General features: G+C 67.4%; 14 protein-coding genes. All 14 read left to right on the top strand.

Annotated features, from left to right (window positions below):
• Positions 1–147: 147 nt before the first annotated feature.
• The 14 genes from rsmH (at position 148) to AC3ANU_RS14655 (ending at position 17,214) form a co-directional block, all read left to right on the top strand.
• Entirely contained in the window at positions 148–1,140 is a 993-nt protein-coding gene (rsmH, locus tag AC3ANU_RS14720; protein ID WP_018771512.1) for a 16S rRNA (cytosine(1402)-N(4))-methyltransferase RsmH, read from the top strand.
• Positions 1,137–1,859, top strand: coding sequence for a cell division protein FtsL (gene ftsL / locus AC3ANU_RS14715; RefSeq protein ID WP_018771513.1), 723 nt, complete (start codon positions 1,137–1,139; stop codon positions 1,857–1,859). Before rsmH ends, ftsL begins: the two co-directional genes overlap by 4 nt.
• Before the next feature lie 48 nt (positions 1,860–1,907).
• Positions 1,908–3,713 carry a peptidoglycan D,D-transpeptidase FtsI family protein gene (locus tag AC3ANU_RS14710; protein WP_018771514.1) on the top strand — a complete coding sequence of 602 codons (1,806 nt, stop codon included), beginning with the start codon at positions 1,908–1,910 and terminating at the stop codon, positions 3,711–3,713.
• A 96-nt stretch (positions 3,714–3,809) separates the two neighbouring features.
• Complete coding sequence (locus tag AC3ANU_RS14705; protein ID WP_018771515.1) at positions 3,810–5,441, top strand: UDP-N-acetylmuramoyl-L-alanyl-D-glutamate--2,6-diaminopimelate ligase; 1,632 nt, start codon at positions 3,810–3,812, stop codon at positions 5,439–5,441.
• A 6-nt stretch (positions 5,442–5,447) separates the two neighbouring features.
• A complete protein-coding gene (locus AC3ANU_RS14700) occupies positions 5,448–6,911 on the top strand; it encodes a UDP-N-acetylmuramoyl-tripeptide--D-alanyl-D-alanine ligase (protein WP_488314783.1) in 1,464 nt (487 codons plus the stop codon).
• Positions 6,908–8,017 (top strand): phospho-N-acetylmuramoyl-pentapeptide-transferase, encoded by a 1,110-nt coding sequence (gene mraY, locus AC3ANU_RS14695; protein WP_018771517.1) that lies wholly within the window; start codon positions 6,908–6,910, stop codon positions 8,015–8,017. Before AC3ANU_RS14700 ends, mraY begins: the two co-directional genes overlap by 4 nt.
• Positions 7,999–9,576 (top strand): UDP-N-acetylmuramoyl-L-alanine--D-glutamate ligase, encoded by a 1,578-nt coding sequence (gene murD / locus AC3ANU_RS14690; protein WP_488314782.1) that lies wholly within the window; start codon positions 7,999–8,001, stop codon positions 9,574–9,576. The genes mraY and murD overlap by 19 nt, the downstream gene beginning before the upstream one ends.
• A 2-nt stretch (positions 9,577–9,578) precedes the next feature.
• Positions 9,579–10,913 (top strand): putative lipid II flippase FtsW, encoded by a 1,335-nt coding sequence (gene ftsW / locus AC3ANU_RS14685; RefSeq protein ID WP_268002921.1) that lies wholly within the window; start codon positions 9,579–9,581, stop codon positions 10,911–10,913.
• A 6-nt stretch (positions 10,914–10,919) separates the two neighbouring features.
• Positions 10,920–12,020, top strand: coding sequence for an undecaprenyldiphospho-muramoylpentapeptide beta-N-acetylglucosaminyltransferase (gene murG / locus AC3ANU_RS14680; protein ID WP_488314781.1), 1,101 nt, complete (start codon positions 10,920–10,922; stop codon positions 12,018–12,020).
• On the top strand, positions 12,017–13,393 hold the full coding sequence (murC, locus tag AC3ANU_RS14675) for a UDP-N-acetylmuramate--L-alanine ligase (RefSeq protein WP_488314780.1): 1,377 nt from the start codon (positions 12,017–12,019) through the stop codon (positions 13,391–13,393). Before murG ends, murC begins: the two co-directional genes overlap by 4 nt.
• On the top strand, positions 13,386–14,333 hold the full coding sequence (locus tag AC3ANU_RS14670; RefSeq protein WP_488314779.1) for a cell division protein FtsQ/DivIB: 948 nt from the start codon (positions 13,386–13,388) through the stop codon (positions 14,331–14,333). Before murC ends, AC3ANU_RS14670 begins: the two co-directional genes overlap by 8 nt.
• Before the next feature lie 184 nt (positions 14,334–14,517).
• Complete coding sequence (gene ftsZ / locus AC3ANU_RS14665) at positions 14,518–15,771, top strand: cell division protein FtsZ (RefSeq protein WP_488314778.1); 1,254 nt, start codon at positions 14,518–14,520, stop codon at positions 15,769–15,771.
• Between the two features lie 8 nt (positions 15,772–15,779).
• The gene (gene pgeF / locus AC3ANU_RS14660) at positions 15,780–16,469 is read left to right on the top strand and encodes a peptidoglycan editing factor PgeF (RefSeq protein ID WP_488314777.1); all 690 of its coding nucleotides are present in this window, start codon (positions 15,780–15,782) and stop codon (positions 16,467–16,469) included.
• The gene (locus AC3ANU_RS14655) at positions 16,462–17,214 is read left to right on the top strand and encodes a YggS family pyridoxal phosphate-dependent enzyme (protein ID WP_018771525.1); all 753 of its coding nucleotides are present in this window, start codon (positions 16,462–16,464) and stop codon (positions 17,212–17,214) included. The genes pgeF and AC3ANU_RS14655 overlap by 8 nt, the downstream gene beginning before the upstream one ends.
• Positions 17,215–17,234 lie beyond the last annotated feature (20 nt).

Genomic DNA, 17,234 nt, shown 5'->3' with positions numbered 1-17,234 from the left:
GTGGCTTCTTGGATGAGATCTCCAGCCGGCCCACCGGCTGCCAACCTGGCTCACCTTCCCCGGAGCCAGGCGGGCGGAACGGTAGGCACGGATGGGGATCTGGTCCCAGAAGCAGCAGGTGACAACGACGGCGGGAAAGGACCAGGCATGACCGATCAACCCAAGCCCACGTCCGAACGCCATGTGCCGGTCCTTCGCGACCGGTGCATCAATTTGTTGGCACCGGGATTCGAAGCAGCAAGGCTCCGCGGCGAGACCCCCATCGCGGTGGACGCCACCCTTGGCATGGGCGGTCATTCCGAGGCGATGCTCCAGCGGTTTCCCGACCTCCACCTCATCGGCATTGACCGTGACGAGGAAGCACTCTCCCTGGCGGGGGAGCGGCTGGCTCCGTTCGCCGCCCGGATCGACCTGGTCCACGCGGTGTACGACGAGATCCAGGACGTCCTGGAGGACCTCGGTGTGGCTGAAGTGCACGGGATCCTGATGGACCTGGGTGTTTCCTCCCTGCAGCTGGATGAGCGTGAACGCGGTTTCGCCTACTCATTTGACGCGCCCCTGGACATGCGCATGGACACCAGCCGGGGCCAGACCGCGGCGGACGTGGTCAATACCTACAGCGAAGAGGACCTGGTCCGGATTATCCGCAAATGGGGCGAGGAAAAGTTCGCCGGACGGATTGCCAACAGGATCGTCGCGGCACGGGCCATCAAACCGTTCACCACCACCGGCGAACTGGTGGAGCAGATCCGTTCCGTGGTTCCCGCTTCTGCAGCGAAGTCCGGTGGACATCCTGCCAAGCGGACCTTTCAGGCCCTCAGGATCGAGGTCAACGAGGAACTCGACGTCCTGGAGCGTGCCGTCCCCGCCGCCGTGGCCTCCCTGGCTATCGGGGGCCGCATCGTGGTCATGTCCTACCACTCCCTGGAGGACAAAATCGTCAAAGGCGTTCTCCAGGCCCGCTCCAAGTCTTCCGCTCCCCTTGGCTTCCCCGTTGAGCTGGAAGAACACAAGCCCGAACTCAAGACCCTGACCAAAGGCACCGAGGTGCCCACCGCCGTCGAAATCGCCGAAAATCCGCGCGCTGCCTCCGCCAGGCTCCGCGCGGCAGAACGAATCAGAGCCAGGAGAGCTGCATGAGCACCGCCGCCGTCAAGAACTTTCCCGTTGTCTCAGGCAGTTCGGCGGCCGACACCCGGCGCGCGGCCGACCCCGCCGGTGGACGGAAGGGCCGCACCCCGCTTTCCGTGGTCCGCACTGCGCCGCGGAAACGCCGGGCGCCGTTCGTCGTCCTTTGCTTTGCCATGCTCGCAGTGGCGTTGATGGCGGTGCTGGTCCTGAATATCTCGGTGTCCACCGCCCAGTACCAGCTGGTGGAACTGCGTGCCAAGCAGAGCACGCTGACCAAGACGAACCAGGACCTCACCCAGCAGGTGCAGAACTTCGAGGCCCCGCAGAACCTGGCGGCCAAGGCCACCGAACTGGGAATGGTGGCCTCCACCGTCAAAGGCCAGATCGACCTGTCCACGCTGTCAGTGACAGGAAAGGCCACGCCTGCGGTCAAGGGCGCAGCAGCGGGAGCCGTTATCCCATCGCCGGCGGTGGCCGGACAGCTTATTGTGCCGCCTGCGTCCAAGGGTGACACGGCGGACAAGGCCAGGACGGCAGAAACCGGCAAGGCTCCTGCCGCCGCTCCCTCCGCCGGCGCTGCCCAGGCCCCTGCTGCCCAGGCCGCTGCCGCGCAGGCTGCCGCTGCCGCGCAGGCTGCCGCTGCGGCTGCGGCTGCCGCGGCAACTCCGGCGCCCGAGCTTCACGGCGGCTCTGTTCCGGCGCCCCAGCAGAAGGTCCCCGGACAGTAGGCCAGCAGGCAGGTCAGGCAGCAGCGTCGAGCAGCAAGGAATATCACGGTGGCGGAGACGACCGGCAAAGCAGGAAAAAGCAAGGAACCCAACGCCACCAAGCGCTTGCGACTGGGACTGGGCGTCATGCTCACGCTCCTGCTGGTGGTGGGCGGGAAGCTCTTCCTGGTCCAGGGGCTTGACGTCGGCGGCATGGCCGAAGCGGCACTGAACAGCCGGATGACCTCGGCGATCCTTCCGGCCGAGCGCGGCAGCATCCTGGACTCACGCGGCACTGTTCTTGCCAACAGCGTGATCCGGTACAACATCGTGGTGGACCAGCGCGTCAACACCAAAACGGACGCCTACAAACGCCTCGAGCCCCAGGCCGACGGCCACGACAAACTGGTGGACGTCAGCCGCGACCAGGCGATCTCAGAACTTGCCGCGGCATTGGGCATGGACTCAAACGCGGTCCGTGACGCAGTGACAGGGGAACAGCCCTATTACATTGTGGCCAAGGACGTAAAGCCCGACGTCGAGGACCGCATCTCCAAGCTCCAGGTGCCCGGCATCGTGGCCGAGGGCGTCAGCAAACGCGTCTACCCCAACGGCGCCGTGGCCGGGGGAGTTGTGGGCTTCCTCCAGGACGGCACCACGGGCCAGGCAGGCATCGAGCAGACGCAGGACGACCAGCTCAAGGGCAAAGACGGCAAGCGCCTGTTCGAGATCGGTGCCGACGGGCTCCGCATCCCGGTGGGTCTTGACGAGCTGACCCCACCGCAAAACGGCAAGGACGTCAAACTCACGCTCAATTCCGATCTTCAGTACTTTGCCCAGCAGGCCATCCAGAGCCAGGCGGACAAACTCAGTGCCGAATGGGGCGTCATCATTGTGATGGACGCCAAGACCGGGAACCTCCTGGCCCTGGCTGATACCAACTCCCCGGACCCCAACAACCCGGGGCTGGTGGCGGCCAAGGACCGCGGCGTCCGTTCCGTGACGGCCGCCTATGAGCCCGGCTCGGTGGAGAAGATGATGACGGCTGCAGCCGTCATCGACGAGGGACTCGCCAGCCCCCTGGACCATTTCACTATTCCACCCACCTACACCGTGGACGGCCAGACCTTCAGCGACGCGTTTGCCCATGGCACCGAGGAACGGACACTGGCCGGCATCATCGGTTACTCCATGAACACCGGAACGGTTATGGCCGGACAGCGGCTCAGCAAGGAACAACGCTACGACTGGCTGAAGAAGTTCGGCATCGGCGAGGCACCGGACATCGGACTTCCCGCCACGGCATCGGGCATCCTCACGCCGGCGGACCAATGGGACGGACGCCAGCAGTACACCGTCCTGTTCGGGCAGGGCGTTTCGCAGTCCACCCTCCAGACAGTCCGTGCCTACCAGAGCATCGCGAACAACGGCGTCATGCTGCAGCCGCGGCTGATCGATTCCTACATTTCCCCCGACGGCGCCGAGGAGAAAGTGCCGGCCCAGCCGTCGCGGCAGATTGTCTCCGAAAGCACGGCCCAACAGGTCCAGGACATCCTTGAAAGCGCTGTCACCGAAGGCGAAATCAAGGACGCCGGGATCGACGGCTACCGCGTTGGGGCCAAGACCGGCACGTCCGAATCACCGTGCGACGACGGCAAGTCCGGCTACTGCGGGTACACGGCCTCCATCGTGGGAATGGCGCCGATGGATGATCCGCGGTTTATTGTGGAGGTGGTGCTCCAGCGGCCGAAGGGCAGCATCTACGGCATCACCAACGGACCGGTGTTCCGGTCCGTCATGAGCCAGACGCTGCGGACCTACAACGTCCAGCCTTCCACCGGCCAGCCGGCCAGAATGCCGCAGTACGCCAAGTAGCAGCTGCGCCACGCCGGAAGTACCAGCAGCATCCAGCGCATCACAGTGCCCGGCGCGAACCATGCCGGGCACGCACTAGCACCATCGGAGATCCCCTTGTCAGAGTTCACCACGCCCGGCAACGACACGGCCCGGGACGACACGCCGGGCCGCTTCCGGCCTGCAGCCGTAGCGGCCGTGCCGCTGGCCGCCGTCGGACAGGCCGTTGGCGTAGCCGTCCCCGCCCCCGCCGCCGACGTGGAAATCACTGGCATCTCGATCAACTCACGCACCGTGGAGCCCGGCGACCTGTATGTGGCCCTCCCCGGGGCAAGCAGGCACGGGGCTGACTTCGCCACGGATGCCATCGGGGCCGGAGCTGCCGCCGTCCTCACGGACGAGGCCGGGGCGCGCCTGCTTGCCCTGTCCGCGGACACGCCCGTGCCCGTGCTCGTCCTCGACAATCCGCGCAACGAGGTGGGCCCCCTCTCCGCCATGATTTACCGGAGCCAGTCCGGCGACGGCCGCCCGCTGCAGCTTTTCGGCGTCACCGGGACCAACGGGAAGACCACCACCACCTACTTCATCACCTCCCTGCTGCGTGCACTGGGCCGCCAGCCGGGCCTGATCGGCACCATCGAGATCCTGGCCGGCGCAGAGCCGATCCCCAGCCTCCTCACCACGCCGGAATCGCCCGAAGTCCACGGGCTCCTCGCCCTCATGCACGAACGCGGGCTCGACACCGCAGCCATGGAGGTGTCCTCCCACGCCATCTCGTACCAGCGGGTGGATGGCCTGCTCTTCGACGTCGCCGGATTCACCAACCTCACCCAGGACCACCTGGACCTGCACCACACCATGGACGGCTACTTCGCCACCAAAGCCGAACTCTTCACACCGGGGCGCGCCAGGGCTGCCGTGGTGACGGTCGACGACGAGTGGGGACGGCGCCTGGCCGCCACCACCCAGGTGCCCGTCACCACGCTCAGCACCAGCGGCCAGGCCGCCGCGGACTGGACGGTCAGCGCTGCCTCGCCGCGCGGGCTCGGTACCGACTTCACCCTGACCGGGCCGGCCGGCGCCGTCCTGAACATCCACACCGGTTTGCCCGGCAGTTTCAACGTTGCCAACGCGGCCCTGGCGACGCTCATGGTGCTCACGTCCGGGGTGGAAGTCCCCGACCTCCAGGCCGCCCTGGACAGCAGCGACCCGTTCACCGTGGCCGTGCCGGGACGGATGCAGCTGGTCGCCGAGCAGCCCGCCGCCGTGGTGGACTTCGCGCACAACACCGACGCCCTGGCGCGGGCCCTGGAGGCAGTCCGCTCGCCGGAACCGGACTCCCGCCTGATCGTTGTCTTCGGCGCCACAGGCCAGCGGGACCAGGGCAAGCGGCCGGCCATGGGAGCCATTGCCGCCCGGCTTGCTGACACCGTGATCATCACCGATGACGACCCGCACGACGAAGACGCAGCAGCCATCCGGGCTGACGTGCTCGGCGGTGCCCGGGAGGCCGTGGAAAAGGAATCCCTGCAGGCTGACATCCTTGAGGTCTTTCCGCGGGACGAGGCCATCCGGCACGCCGCAGCGTTGGCGCGGCCGCAGGACACCATCCTGGTGGCAGGCCGCGGCCACGAGGTCTGGCAGGAAGTGAAGGGTGTGAACCTCGCCCTGGACGACAGGGTGGAGCTGCGCAGCGCCTTGACAGCCAGGGGATTCAACGTTCTCCACGACGACCGGATAGAGTCCTAGACCGAGATGATTGCATTTACTGCGGCGGAAATCGCCGAAATCACCAGCGGGCGCCTGGACGCCGATCCCGGAATTACGCCCCTCTCGGTGGTGACGGATTCACGCGAAGCCACCCCCGGTTCGCTGTACGTCGCAAAGCCGGGCGAGAACGCCGACGGCCACGACTTCATCGACGCTGCCTTTGCAGCGGGCGCCGTCCTGGCACTCGTCGAGCGCACCGTCGAGGCGCCGGAAGGCACTGCCTACCCGGCCGTCGTGGTTGAGGATGCAGTCCTGGCAATGGGCGCCCTTGCCGCCGAAGCCGTCCGGCGGATCCGCTCCGCCCGCTCAGAAGCGGGGGAGCAGCTTACCGTCGTGGGGATCACCGGTTCGGCCGGCAAGACCACCACCAAGGACCTGTTGGCCGGCATCCTGGCCGGACAGGGCAACACCGTGGCGCCGCAGGGCTCCTACAACGGTGAGGTGGGCGTTCCGCTGACCGTCTTCCGGGCGGACACCGACACCCGCTACCTTGTCATCGAGATGGGAGCCACGGGCATCGGCCACATCCGCTACCTCGCGGAGATGGTCAAGCCGGACATCGGAGTGGTCCTGGCAGTCGGAACAGCACATGCCGGCGAGTTCGGGGGCGTGGAAAACATAGCGCAGGCGAAGGGCGAGATGGTTGAGGGCCTTTCCGCCGCCGGCACCGCCATCATCAATCTCGACGATGAACGCGTCGCCGCCATGCGCAGCCGTACCCCGGCCAAGGTCCTCGGCTTCTCCGCCGACGGACACCGGGACGCCCAGGTGCAGGCCCTGAATGCCGACACCAACGCCGGCGGCAGCCCAGAATTCGACCTGCAGCTGCCCGACGGCGGTGCTCCCCGTCACGTGGCCAGCCGGCTTATCGGAGCGCACCACACTGGAAACCTGCTGGCAGCCGCGGCTGCCGCATGGGCCGCCGGAGTACCGGCAGACCACATCGCAGCTTCGCTGAGCAGCCAGGCCGCCGCCAGCCGCTGGCGCATGGAACGCACGGAGCGGCCGGACGGCGTCACCGTGATCAACGACGCCTACAACGCCAACCCCGAATCGATGCGCGCAGCCCTCCGCACGCTGGCCGACCTTGGCCGCGGCCGCCGCACCTGGGCGGTCCTCGGAGCCATGCTGGAACTGGGGGATGACTCCATCCGCGAGCACACCGCCGTGGGCACCCAAGTGGTGCGCCTCAACATTTCCAGGCTGCTGGTGGTGGGCCGGGAGGCGCGGGCGCTCTACGTCTCCGCCGTGCAGGAAGGGTCCTGGGGCGACGAGTGCCTCTTTGCCGAAACCGTGGAGGAGGCCCACGACATCCTGGACACCGAACTCCAGCCGGGTGACCTGGTGCTGTTCAAGTCCTCCAACAGTGTCGGGCTTCGCCATTTGGGCGATCGGATAGCATTACCCCCAACCCCGACCCCTGCCGACGAAAGGAGCACTCTGCTGTGATTGCTCTGCTGATCGGCGCAGGCCTGGCCCTGCTCTTCGCCCTGGTGGGCACCCCCCTTTTCATCCGCCTCCTGGTGCACCGCGGCTACGGCCAGTTCATCCGCGACGACGGCCCGACGTCGCACCACACCAAGCGTGGAACGCCCACCATGGGCGGAACCGTCGTCGTAGCCGCGGTACTGCTGAGCTACGGGCTAACGCACCTCATCATGCTGATGATGAACCCGGATTCGCCCGGGCCGTCCGCTTCGGCACTGATCCTGCTGTTCCTCATGGTCGGAATGGGCCTGGTGGGATTCCTGGACGACTTCATCAAGATCTCGCGGCAGCGGAGCCTGGGCCTCAACGCCAAGGCGAAGCTCATCCTCCAGGGAGCCGTCGGCATCATCTTCGCCATCCTGGCGTTGAACTTCCCCAACAGCGCGGGCCTGACGCCGGCGTCAACGAAGATTTCGCTGGTCCGCGACCTGCCATGGCTCGACCTCGCCTTCGGCGGAACCGTCCTCGGCGCCATCCTGTTCGTCATCTGGTCCAACCTGATCGTCACCGCCGCCACCAATGGCGTGAACCTCACGGACGGCCTGGATGGCCTTGCCGCGGGAGCCTCGATCATGGTGTTCGGTGCATATACCCTCATGGGCATATGGCAGAGCAACCAGGCCTGCGGCTCGCCCCGGGAAGCCGGCAGTGGCTGCTACCTGGTCCGGGATCCCCTTGATCTGGCCCTGCTGGCGGCGATCCTGAGCGCCGCCCTGGTGGGCTTCCTGTGGTGGAACACCTCGCCGGCCAAGATCTTCATGGGCGACACCGGGTCATTGGCTATTGGCGGAGCGGTGGCCGGCTTTGCCATCCTCTCCCGGACCGAGCTCCTGCTCGGCATTGTGGGCGGCCTCTTCGTGCTGATCACCCTGTCCGTCATCATCCAGGTGGGCTACTTCAAAGCCACCGGCGGTAAACGCGTGTTCAAGATGGCGCCGCTGCAGCACCACTTCGAGCTGAAGGGGTGGGCCGAAGTCACCGTCGTGGTCCGGTTCTGGATCCTGGGCGGCCTCTTCGTCGCTGTCGGGCTTGGCATCTTCTACGCTGAATGGGTTGTACTGCTGTGACCGTTTCCCCCCGCCTGGCAAACTTTGTCTCCTGGGACTCCGACTGGGCCGGCCTCCGCGTGGTCGTGACCGGCATCGGAGTATCCGGCTTCGCCGCCGCAGACACCCTGATCGAACTCGGTGCACGCGTGGTGGTGGTCGATGCTGCCACCAGCGACACGGCCCGGGCCCATGCCGACACCCTGAAGATCGTGGGCGCCGCCGACGTGCTGCTGGGACCGGACGCCGTCACCCACATACCCCGCATCGACGGCGAACTACCCGAACTGATCGTGACGTCACCCGGATGGCGCCCGGACCAGGCCCTGCTGGCTGCCGCGGCTCGGGCACACATTCCCGTCTGGGGCGACGTCGAACTAGCCTGGCGGGTGCGCACCCGGGAAGGCCGGAAGACGGCCGACTGGCTTGCCATCACGGGCACCAACGGCAAGACCACCACGGTTGGACTCACCGAATCGATGCTGCGTGCCGCCGGGCTCAAGGCGATCGCGGTGGGAAACGTCGGCACCCCTATCCTCGATGCCCTGCGGGACCCCGTGGAGTACGACGTCTTCGCCGTCGAACTCTCCAGTTTCCAGCTGCACTGGGCGGAATCCGTGTCGCCGGTAGCCAGCGTCTGCCTCAATGTGGCCGAAGACCACGTGGACTGGCACGGTTCCTACGACTCGTATCTCGCCGACAAGGCGAAGGTCTACGAGCGAACCCAAAAGGCCTGCATCTATAACGCGGAGCAGGTGGAAACCGAACGCATGGTGGAAAACGCGGATGTGGTGGAGGGTTGCCGCGCTGTGGGCTTCACGACGGTCACTCCCGCGGTCAGCATGCTCGGAGTGGTGGAAGGACTACTGGTGGACCGGGCGTTCATTGAGGAACGCAGGAACAGCGCTGCCGAGCTGGCCTCAATGACCGACCTTGGTCCGCTGGCTCCGCGCCACATGGTTGCCAATGCCCTGGCCGCCGCCGGCCTCGTGCGCGCGTACGGCGTAGACGCCAAGGCTGTCCGCCAAGGCATCCTGGACTATGTCCCGGGCGACCACCGGATCCAGCCTGTAGCCCGCCTGAACGGCGTCCTTTGGGTCAACGACTCCAAAGCCACCAACCCGCATGCGGCGTCCGCATCCCTGTCGGCCTTCAGCAACGTGGTCTGGATCGCCGGCGGCCTCTCCAAGGGCGTGAGCTACGACGACCTGGTGAGGGACCACGCAGCCCGGCTCAAGGCCGTGGTACTGATCGGAACGGACTCCTCCCAGCTCCGGGAGGCCCTCCGGCGACACGCGCCCGATGTCCCGGTGATCGAGCCGGGGGCAGGCGAGACTGAAGGAGTGCAGACTGCTTCGGCGCCCGGTGGCACTTCCGCCGGTTCCACCGGCAACGGAGAACAGGTGATGTCCCGGGCCGTTGCGTCAGCGGCACGGCTCGCCGAATCCGGCGACACCGTGCTGATGGCGCCGGCAGCTGCTTCCATGGATCAGTTCTCTTCCTACGCTCACCGTGGTGGTACTTTCATCGACGCTGTCCGCGAGCTGGTGGAAGGGAAGGCCCAGACCGGCGAGGAGTAACGATGGTCAGCACGCCCACCCGGCCGAAGGGTGGCAAGCCGCGGGGTGGCAAGCCACGCCCCGGCTCCACGGCCACCCGGCAGCCTGCTGCGGCGGGCGCGAAGCTGCGGACCATCTACCGCCGGTTCTGGTCGGCGCTGGAGGGAACAGGCACGTCCCGGAACGGCTCCACGTACTACCTCATCCTCGGCGCCACGCTTGCGTTGACGGCTATCGGGATCATGATGGTCCTCTCCGCCTCCAGCGTTGAGTCCATCGCTGCCGGCAAGTCCCCCTACGGGGACGCCCTGAAACAGGGGATCTTCGCAGCGATCGGCATCTTCACCATGTTCGTGCTCTCGCGGATCAACGTCGTCTGGCTGAAACGCCTCGCATGGCCCGCCGTGGGTGTTGCCGTGCTGCTCCTGGGCCTGGTGCAGGTGGTGGGAGACGAGGTCAACGGCAACCGGAACTGGATCGACCTGGGCGGGATCACCTTCCAGCCTTCCGAAGCGGCCAAACTCGCCCTTGCCCTGTGGCTGGCAACGGTGCTGGCCCGGAAGGGCAAACTGCTCAGCCGGTGGCAGCACGTGCTGGTCCCCGCAGTGCCCATGGCAGCCATCGTCATCGTGCTGATCCTGGTGGGCAACGACCTCGGCACCGCCATGATCATCATGATGATCATGGCCGCCGCACTGTTCTTCGCAGGTGTTCCGCTTTACCTCTTCGGCATCGCCGGCATCATCGCTGCTGCCGGCACCGCTGTCATGGCCATCACCAGCTCCAACCGCATGTGCCGCATCACCTCGTGGTGGACCGGCCAGTCCTGCGCCGACGGCATCGACGCCAACTACCAGGCCACCAACGGCATGTACGGCCTTGCCTCCGGCGGCTGGCTGGGTGTGGGCCTGGGGCAGAGCCGGCAAAAGTACAGCTGGATCCCCGAAGCCCACAACGACTTCATCTTCGCCATCATCGGCGAGGAACTCGGCCTGGTGGGGACCGTCGTCGTCCTGGTCCTTTTTGCCATCCTGGGTGCCGCCATCTACCGCGTGGTGGTGGCACAGGAGGACATGTTCCACCGGGTCCTGGCCGGCACCATCATGGTCTGGCTGCTGGGCCAGGCAACCGTGAACATGTCCGTGGTCACGGGTTTGATGCCCGTCATCGGTGTGCCGCTGCCGTTCATTTCCTACGGTGGCTCGGCGCTGCTGATGTCACTGTGCGCCGTGGGCGTTGTCCTCTCGCTGGCGCGGGAGCAGATGGCTCCGGCCATGCGGCCCAAACGGATGCTGAAGTTCAAGGCCCGGCCAGGGCGGAAACAGAACCAACCAAAGAATTCCAGAAAGCGTGCCTGACCCCAAATGACTGCGACACACCCTTCCATTGTCCTGGCCGGCGGCGGAACGGCGGGCCATATCAGCCCGCTGCTCGCCATCGCCGCCGCCCTCCGGAGCGAAGCCCCGGATGCCGCCATCCTGGCGGTTGGTACGCCCTCAGGCATGGAAACCCGGCTGGTTCCGGCCGCCGGCGTGCAGCTGGCCACGATCGACCGCGTGCCGCTTCCGCGCAAGCCCTCCGCAGACCTGCTCCGCCTGCCGGCCAGGCTGGCCGGCGCAGTCCGCCAGGCCGGCGCCATCCTGGACCGGGCGCAGGCCGATGTCCTGGTGGGCGTAGGCGGTTACGTGTGCACGCCGATGTACCTGGCGGCGCGGAAGCGCCGGATCCCCGTGGTGATCCATGAAGCCAACGCCCGTCCGGGACTGGCCAACCGTGTGGGGGCCTTCCTGAAGGGCCGGGTTGCCGTGGCCTTCGAGGGCACCCCGCTGCCCAATGCCGTGCACGTGGGCATGCCCATGCGGAAGGAGATTTCCGGCCTGGACCGGAAGAGCGCCCGCACCGCCGCACGCGAGGCGCTGGGGCTCGATCCCCAGCAGCCAACCCTGATCGTCACCGGCGGTTCCTCCGGCGCCCAGAGCATCAACCGGACAATCGCCGCCGTCGTTGGCCACCTTGCGGACGCCGGTATCCAGACCCTCCACATCACCGGCCGCGGCAAGACAGTCCTGGACCAAACGGGCCAACCCCTCGCTGCGGATGGCTACCGGCAGGTGGAGTACATCGACGGCATGGAGCTTGCCTATGCCGCGGCCGACCTTCTCCTGGCCCGGTCGGGAGCGGCAACGGTGAGCGAAGTGGCCGCAGTCGGCGTCCCGGCAGTCCTGGTGCCGCTGCCCATCGGAAACGGGGAACAGGCGCTGAACGCGGCCGGCCTGGTCGCCGCAGGCGGAGCCGTGCTGGTGGCCGACCGTGACTTCACTCCGGAATGGGTTGCCCGGGAGCTGATCCCGCTGGTCACCGATAAAGCACGGCTGGCCGAAATGGAAGCCAAGTCCTACCGGCTCGGAATCCGAAATGCCGACCAGCGCATGGCTGGTCTTGTCCTGGAAGCGGTATCTGCATGAGCCCCCACAACACCCCCCGGCTGGAATCCCTGGGAAAGGTGCACTTCATCGGCATCGGGGGAGTCGGCATGTCCGCCGTGGCCCGCATCATGGTGGCGCGCGGAGTCCCGGTCAGCGGATCCGATGCGAAGGACCTGCCCGTCATGGCCGACCTCGCCGCGGCCGGGGCGCGCATCGCCGTCGGCTACTCCGCCGGAAACCTGGCCGACGCGCAGACCGTGGTTGCGGGCTCGGCCATCCGCGGGGACAACCCCGAGCTCGCCGCGGCGCGGAAGGCGGGACTGCCCGTGCTGCACCGGTCCCAGGCCCTGGCAGCCACCATGGGCGACGACACCGTGGTAACAGTGGCTGGAACACACGGCAAGTCCACCACCACCTCGATGGTGACGGTGCTGCTCCGCGCGGCGGGCCTGGATCCGTCCTTTGCCGTCGGCGCCAACATCCCCGCACTCGGCGTGAACGCTGCGCATGGTACGTCCGGCATCTTCGTTGCCGAGGCTGATGAATCCGACGGCTCCTTCCTGAACTACCGGCCCCGCATCGCCGTCGTCACCAACGTGGAACCTGACCACCTTGATTACTACGGCACCGCTGAAGCCGTCTACGAGTCGTTCGACCGCTTCACGGCCCTGTTGCCCGCTGACGGCCTCCTGGTGGCCTGCGCCGACGACGCCGGAGCCCTGGCCCTGGCCGAGCGGACCCGGGCGCGGGGCAACACACGGGTGGTCCTGTACGGCACCGGTGATGCGGCGGACGTCAGGCTGGACGACGGCGGCCCGGGGCAGGTTGCCATATCCGCCGGCGGTGCGCGGTTCCCTTTGTCATTGCAGGTGCCCGGACGGCACAACGCGCTGAACGCCGCAGCCGCCTTTGCGGTGGCCCTCGAGCTCGGGGTGGACGCGACAGCCGCGGCCGCCGGCCTGGCCCGCTTCTCCGGCGCATCCCGCCGCTTTGAGCTCAAAGGTGGGGCACGGGGCGTGCGGGTATTCGACGACTACGCCCACCACCCCACGGAGGTCCGCGCCGCCCTCACCGCAGCCCGCTCGGTGGCAGGCGGCCACAAGGTCCATGTCCTGTTCCAGCCGCACCTGTTTTCCCGGACCCGTGAATTCGCGGCAGAGTTCGCCGATGCCCTGAACCTGGCCGATACCGCCCTGGTCCTGGACATCTACCCGGCGAGGGAAGACCCGATCCCGGGCGTCACGAGCCAGCTCATCGCGGACCACCTCACGGAGGGCGGTCGACTGGTCACGGCCGACGACGCCGTAGGCACCCTGGCACGGGCCGCTGCGGACGGGGACGTTGTCCTTACCGTGGGCGCCGGCGACGTCACAGCCTACGGCCCGAAAATTGTGGAGGCACTGAGTGCCTAGCTCCCGACGCCCCACCTACGCCCCGGCCGCCCGGAACAGGCGGCCCGATCCCGGTTCCGGGAAAACCGCCGCGAACAACGCAGGTGACAATGCCCCCAAGGGGGCCGCATCTTCCCCGACCCCCGCAGCCGGTGGCAGCGGCGATGTGATTACCGCATCCCGCAGCGTCCCGGACCAGGCGCCCTCCAATCCGGCCAAGGAACAGAAGGCCGCCGGCGCGACAGTCCTTGCGTTCCCTGAGCCCAAAGGCCGGCGCCGCCGGAAGAAGATCCTCGTCGCCGTGGGAACGGTGCTGGTTCTGGTGGCCGGGCTGCTGGCCGGAGCCGTCTACTCACCGGTCCTTGCCCTGCAGAACGTCTCGGTGACAGGCACGCGGCTTCTCACCCCGGCCCAGGTGCAGGCTGCGCTGGAGCCCCTGCGCGGCAAGCCGCTGCCGCAGATCAGCGACAACGACGTCCGCGGGCTCCTGGACAACCTGATCCAGGTCAAGTCCGTGTCCGTCGAGGCACGGCCGCCGTCCACCCTCGCCGTCGCAGTGCACGAGCGGGTGCCCGTGGCGCTGGTCAAGCAGGGGGAGCAGTACCAGCTGGTGGACGTCGACGGCGTCCAGCTGGCTACCACGGACGATCCGGCGTCGGCGTCGCTGCCGGTGATCGACGGCGGCGCCGGCGCGATCGGCCAGGACCTGTTCCGCGCCACCGCCGCCGTCCTGGGGGCCCTGCCGGCCGACGTGCTGGCGAAGCTCTCGAACGCGTCCGCGCAGTCCGTGGACGCCGTTGAACTCAAGCTGGTGGACGGCCAGACCATCGTGTGGGGCAACGCCTCCGAGAAGGAACTCAAGGCCAAGGTCCTGGCCGCCCTCCTCAAGGCTCCGGCCGATCCCAAGAATCCGGTCAGGGTCTACGATGTCAGTGTGCCCCGGCACCCCGTGACGCGCTGAGCGCTTTCTTTCCCGGTATTAATCCGACACGCGGACCCGGTTATTGAATGTGGGAACCAGAGGAAATACCGTCACAGACAAGAGTTACTTGACATAACTATAACCTTCAACTCGAAGGTTAAGGTTGCAGGCTTCAAGCTCTCCATCAGTTTTCGCAATAAGACACGAACAAGGGACACGTAACGTGGCAGCTCCGCAGAATTACTTGGCCGTCATCAAAGTCGTCGGCATCGGCGGCGGTGGCGTGAACGCAGTCAACCGCATGATCGAGGTCGGCCTCAGGGGTGTTGAATTCATCGCCATCAACACCGACGCCCAGGCCCTGCTCATGAGCGACGCCGACGTGAAGCTCGACGTCGGACGGGAACTGACCCGGGGCCTGGGCGCCGGCGCCAATCCCGAGGTGGGCAAGCAGGCCGCCGAGGACCACGCGGACGAGATCGAGGAAGTCCTGCGCGGCGCCGACATGGTCTTCGTCACCGCCGGTGAAGGCGGCGGCACCGGTACCGGCGGCGCGCCCGTCGTCGCCCGCATTGCCCGCTCGCTCGGCGCCCTGACCATCGGCGTGGTCACCCGCCCGTTCACCTTCGAGGGCCGCCGCCGTGCCGGTTCCGCCGAGGCCGGCATCGACGCCCTGCGCGACGAGGTGGATACCCTGATCGTGATCCCCAACGACCGTTTGCTGTCCATCAGCGACCGCAACGTGTCCGTGCTCGACGCCTTCCGCTCCGCGGACCAGGTCCTGCTGTCCGGTGTCCAGGGCATCACCGACCTCATCACCACGCCCGGCCTGATCAACCTGGACTTCGCCGACGTCAAGTCCGTCATGCAGGGTGCCGGCTCGGCCCTCATGGGCATCGGTTCCGCCCGTGGCGAAGACCGCGCCGTCAAGGCGGCCGAACTGGCCATCGCCTCGCCGCTGCTGGAAGCGTCCATCGACGGCGCCCACGGCGTCCTGCTGTCCATCCAGGGCGGCTCGGACCTTGGCCTGTTCGAAATCAACGAGGCCGCGCGGCTGGTCCAGGAAGTGGCCCACCCCGAGGCCAACATCATCTTCGGCGCCGTCATCGACGATGCCCTGGGCGATGAAGCACGCGTCACGGTCATCGCTGCCGGATTCGACGACGTCAAGGCCACCTCGCCCTCCATGGACCAGTCCCAGCCGCAGACCGCCCCGCAGCGGCCCGCTGCCCCTGCCGCGGCGCCCGCCTCTGCCCACCCCCAAAACGGAAACCACCAGGGCAACGGAAACCACCAGCAGAACGTCCAGCCGATCCATGCCGGTGTTGGTGCCGCGGGACTCAGCAACTGGGGGCAGCAGCGCCCCGCTGCCGTCCCCGCTGACTCGGGCTTCGACGTCGACCTGCCCTCCGTCGTGGAGCCGGACCTGACCGGCACCCACTCGGATGACCTGGATGTCCCCGACTTCCTGAAGTAGGCACCGGTTTGTTCCACTGGCGCGCCGAGATCCTCCCCGGGGTGTCGGCCGCATTCACCGACGTGCATGCGGGAAACCTTGCCCTGCATGTAGGAGACGATCCCGCTGCCGTCCTGGAGCGCAGGGCACGCCTGGAGCGGTCCATCGGAGTCGCGCCCCGGGCGCTCCGCTTCATGAACCAGGTCCACGGGACCAGCGTGGCGCTGATGGAAGCGGAGTCTCCCGGCCCTGAAGCCGACGCCATGGTGTCCCGCGGACTTCCGCTGGCCGTCATGGTTGCGGACTGCATTCCGGTGCTGCTTGCCGGGGAGTCCGCGGCCGGGCCCGTGATTGCCGCGGTGCACGCCGGCCGCCCGGGCATCGCAAACGGTGTCCTTCCTGCCGCCGTGGACAGCATGCAGTCCCTTGGCGCGTCACGGATCCGGGCTTGGCTGGGACCCTCAATCTGCGGGTCCTGCTACGAGGTTCCTGCAGCACTGCGGGATGAGGTGGCTGCCGTGGTCCCCGCCGCCCGGAGCACCACGTCCTGGGGGACACCTGCCCTGGACCTTCCTGCCGGTGCGCGCAGCCAGCTCGAGGGTGCGGGCGTGGGCGTGGAATACGCAGGGGGCTGCACCCTTGAGACGGAAACGCTCTATTCGTACCGCCGCGACCGCAATACCGGCCGTTTTGCCGGGTTGGTCTGGTGCCATGACTGAGGTTGCAGGTACCGGGCACGGCAGTGCGGATGACTCGCGCAGTGCCGAACTTGCGGAACGGCTTGCCGCCGTACGGAAGCGCATCGCAGCCGCGGCTGCGGGCGCCGGCCGCGGGGACAGGCTGCCCTCCCTGATCGTGGTCACGAAGTTCCACCCCGCGGACGATATCCGGCGCCTGGCCGCCCTTGGAGTTACGGATGTGGGCGAGAACCGGGACCAGGAGGCTGCCGCCAAAGCCCTCGAGCTGGCAGACCTGGACCTGACGTGGCATTTCGTTGGCCAACTGCAGACCAAGAAGGCCAAGTCCGTGGCCCGCTATGCCTCCGCCGTCCATTCCGTAGACCGGCCCCAGCTCGTGGAGGCGCTGGCCAAGGCGGTTCGCCACGAAATGGACGCCACCGGGCGGGCACCCCTGGACTGCTTCATCCAGGTCAGCCTTGAGCACGACGGCGGCACGCACCGCGGCGGTGCGGACCCCACCGACGTGCCACTCCTGGCAGAACGGATCGCCGGGTCGGAAGGCCTGAACCTGGCCGGCGTGATGGCAGTTGCCCCGCTGGGCGCGCCACCTGAGCCGGCGTTCGAACAGCTCGCGGGAATTTCCGCCCGGCTGGCTGCGGACTACCCCTCCGCCACTGCCATATCGGCAGGCATGAGCCAGGACCTGGAGGCGGCCATCAAGTTCGGGGCGACACACCTGCGAATCGGTTCGGATGTTCTCGGTTCCCGTCCCGCCGTGGGGTAGCGTCGGAGCTATTGGAAGTG

The organism is Arthrobacter sp. SDR-2R, assembly GCF_057747955.1.
The sequence above is the reverse complement of the archived record's forward strand: the minus strand, read 5'-3'. Positions and strand labels throughout refer to the sequence as shown.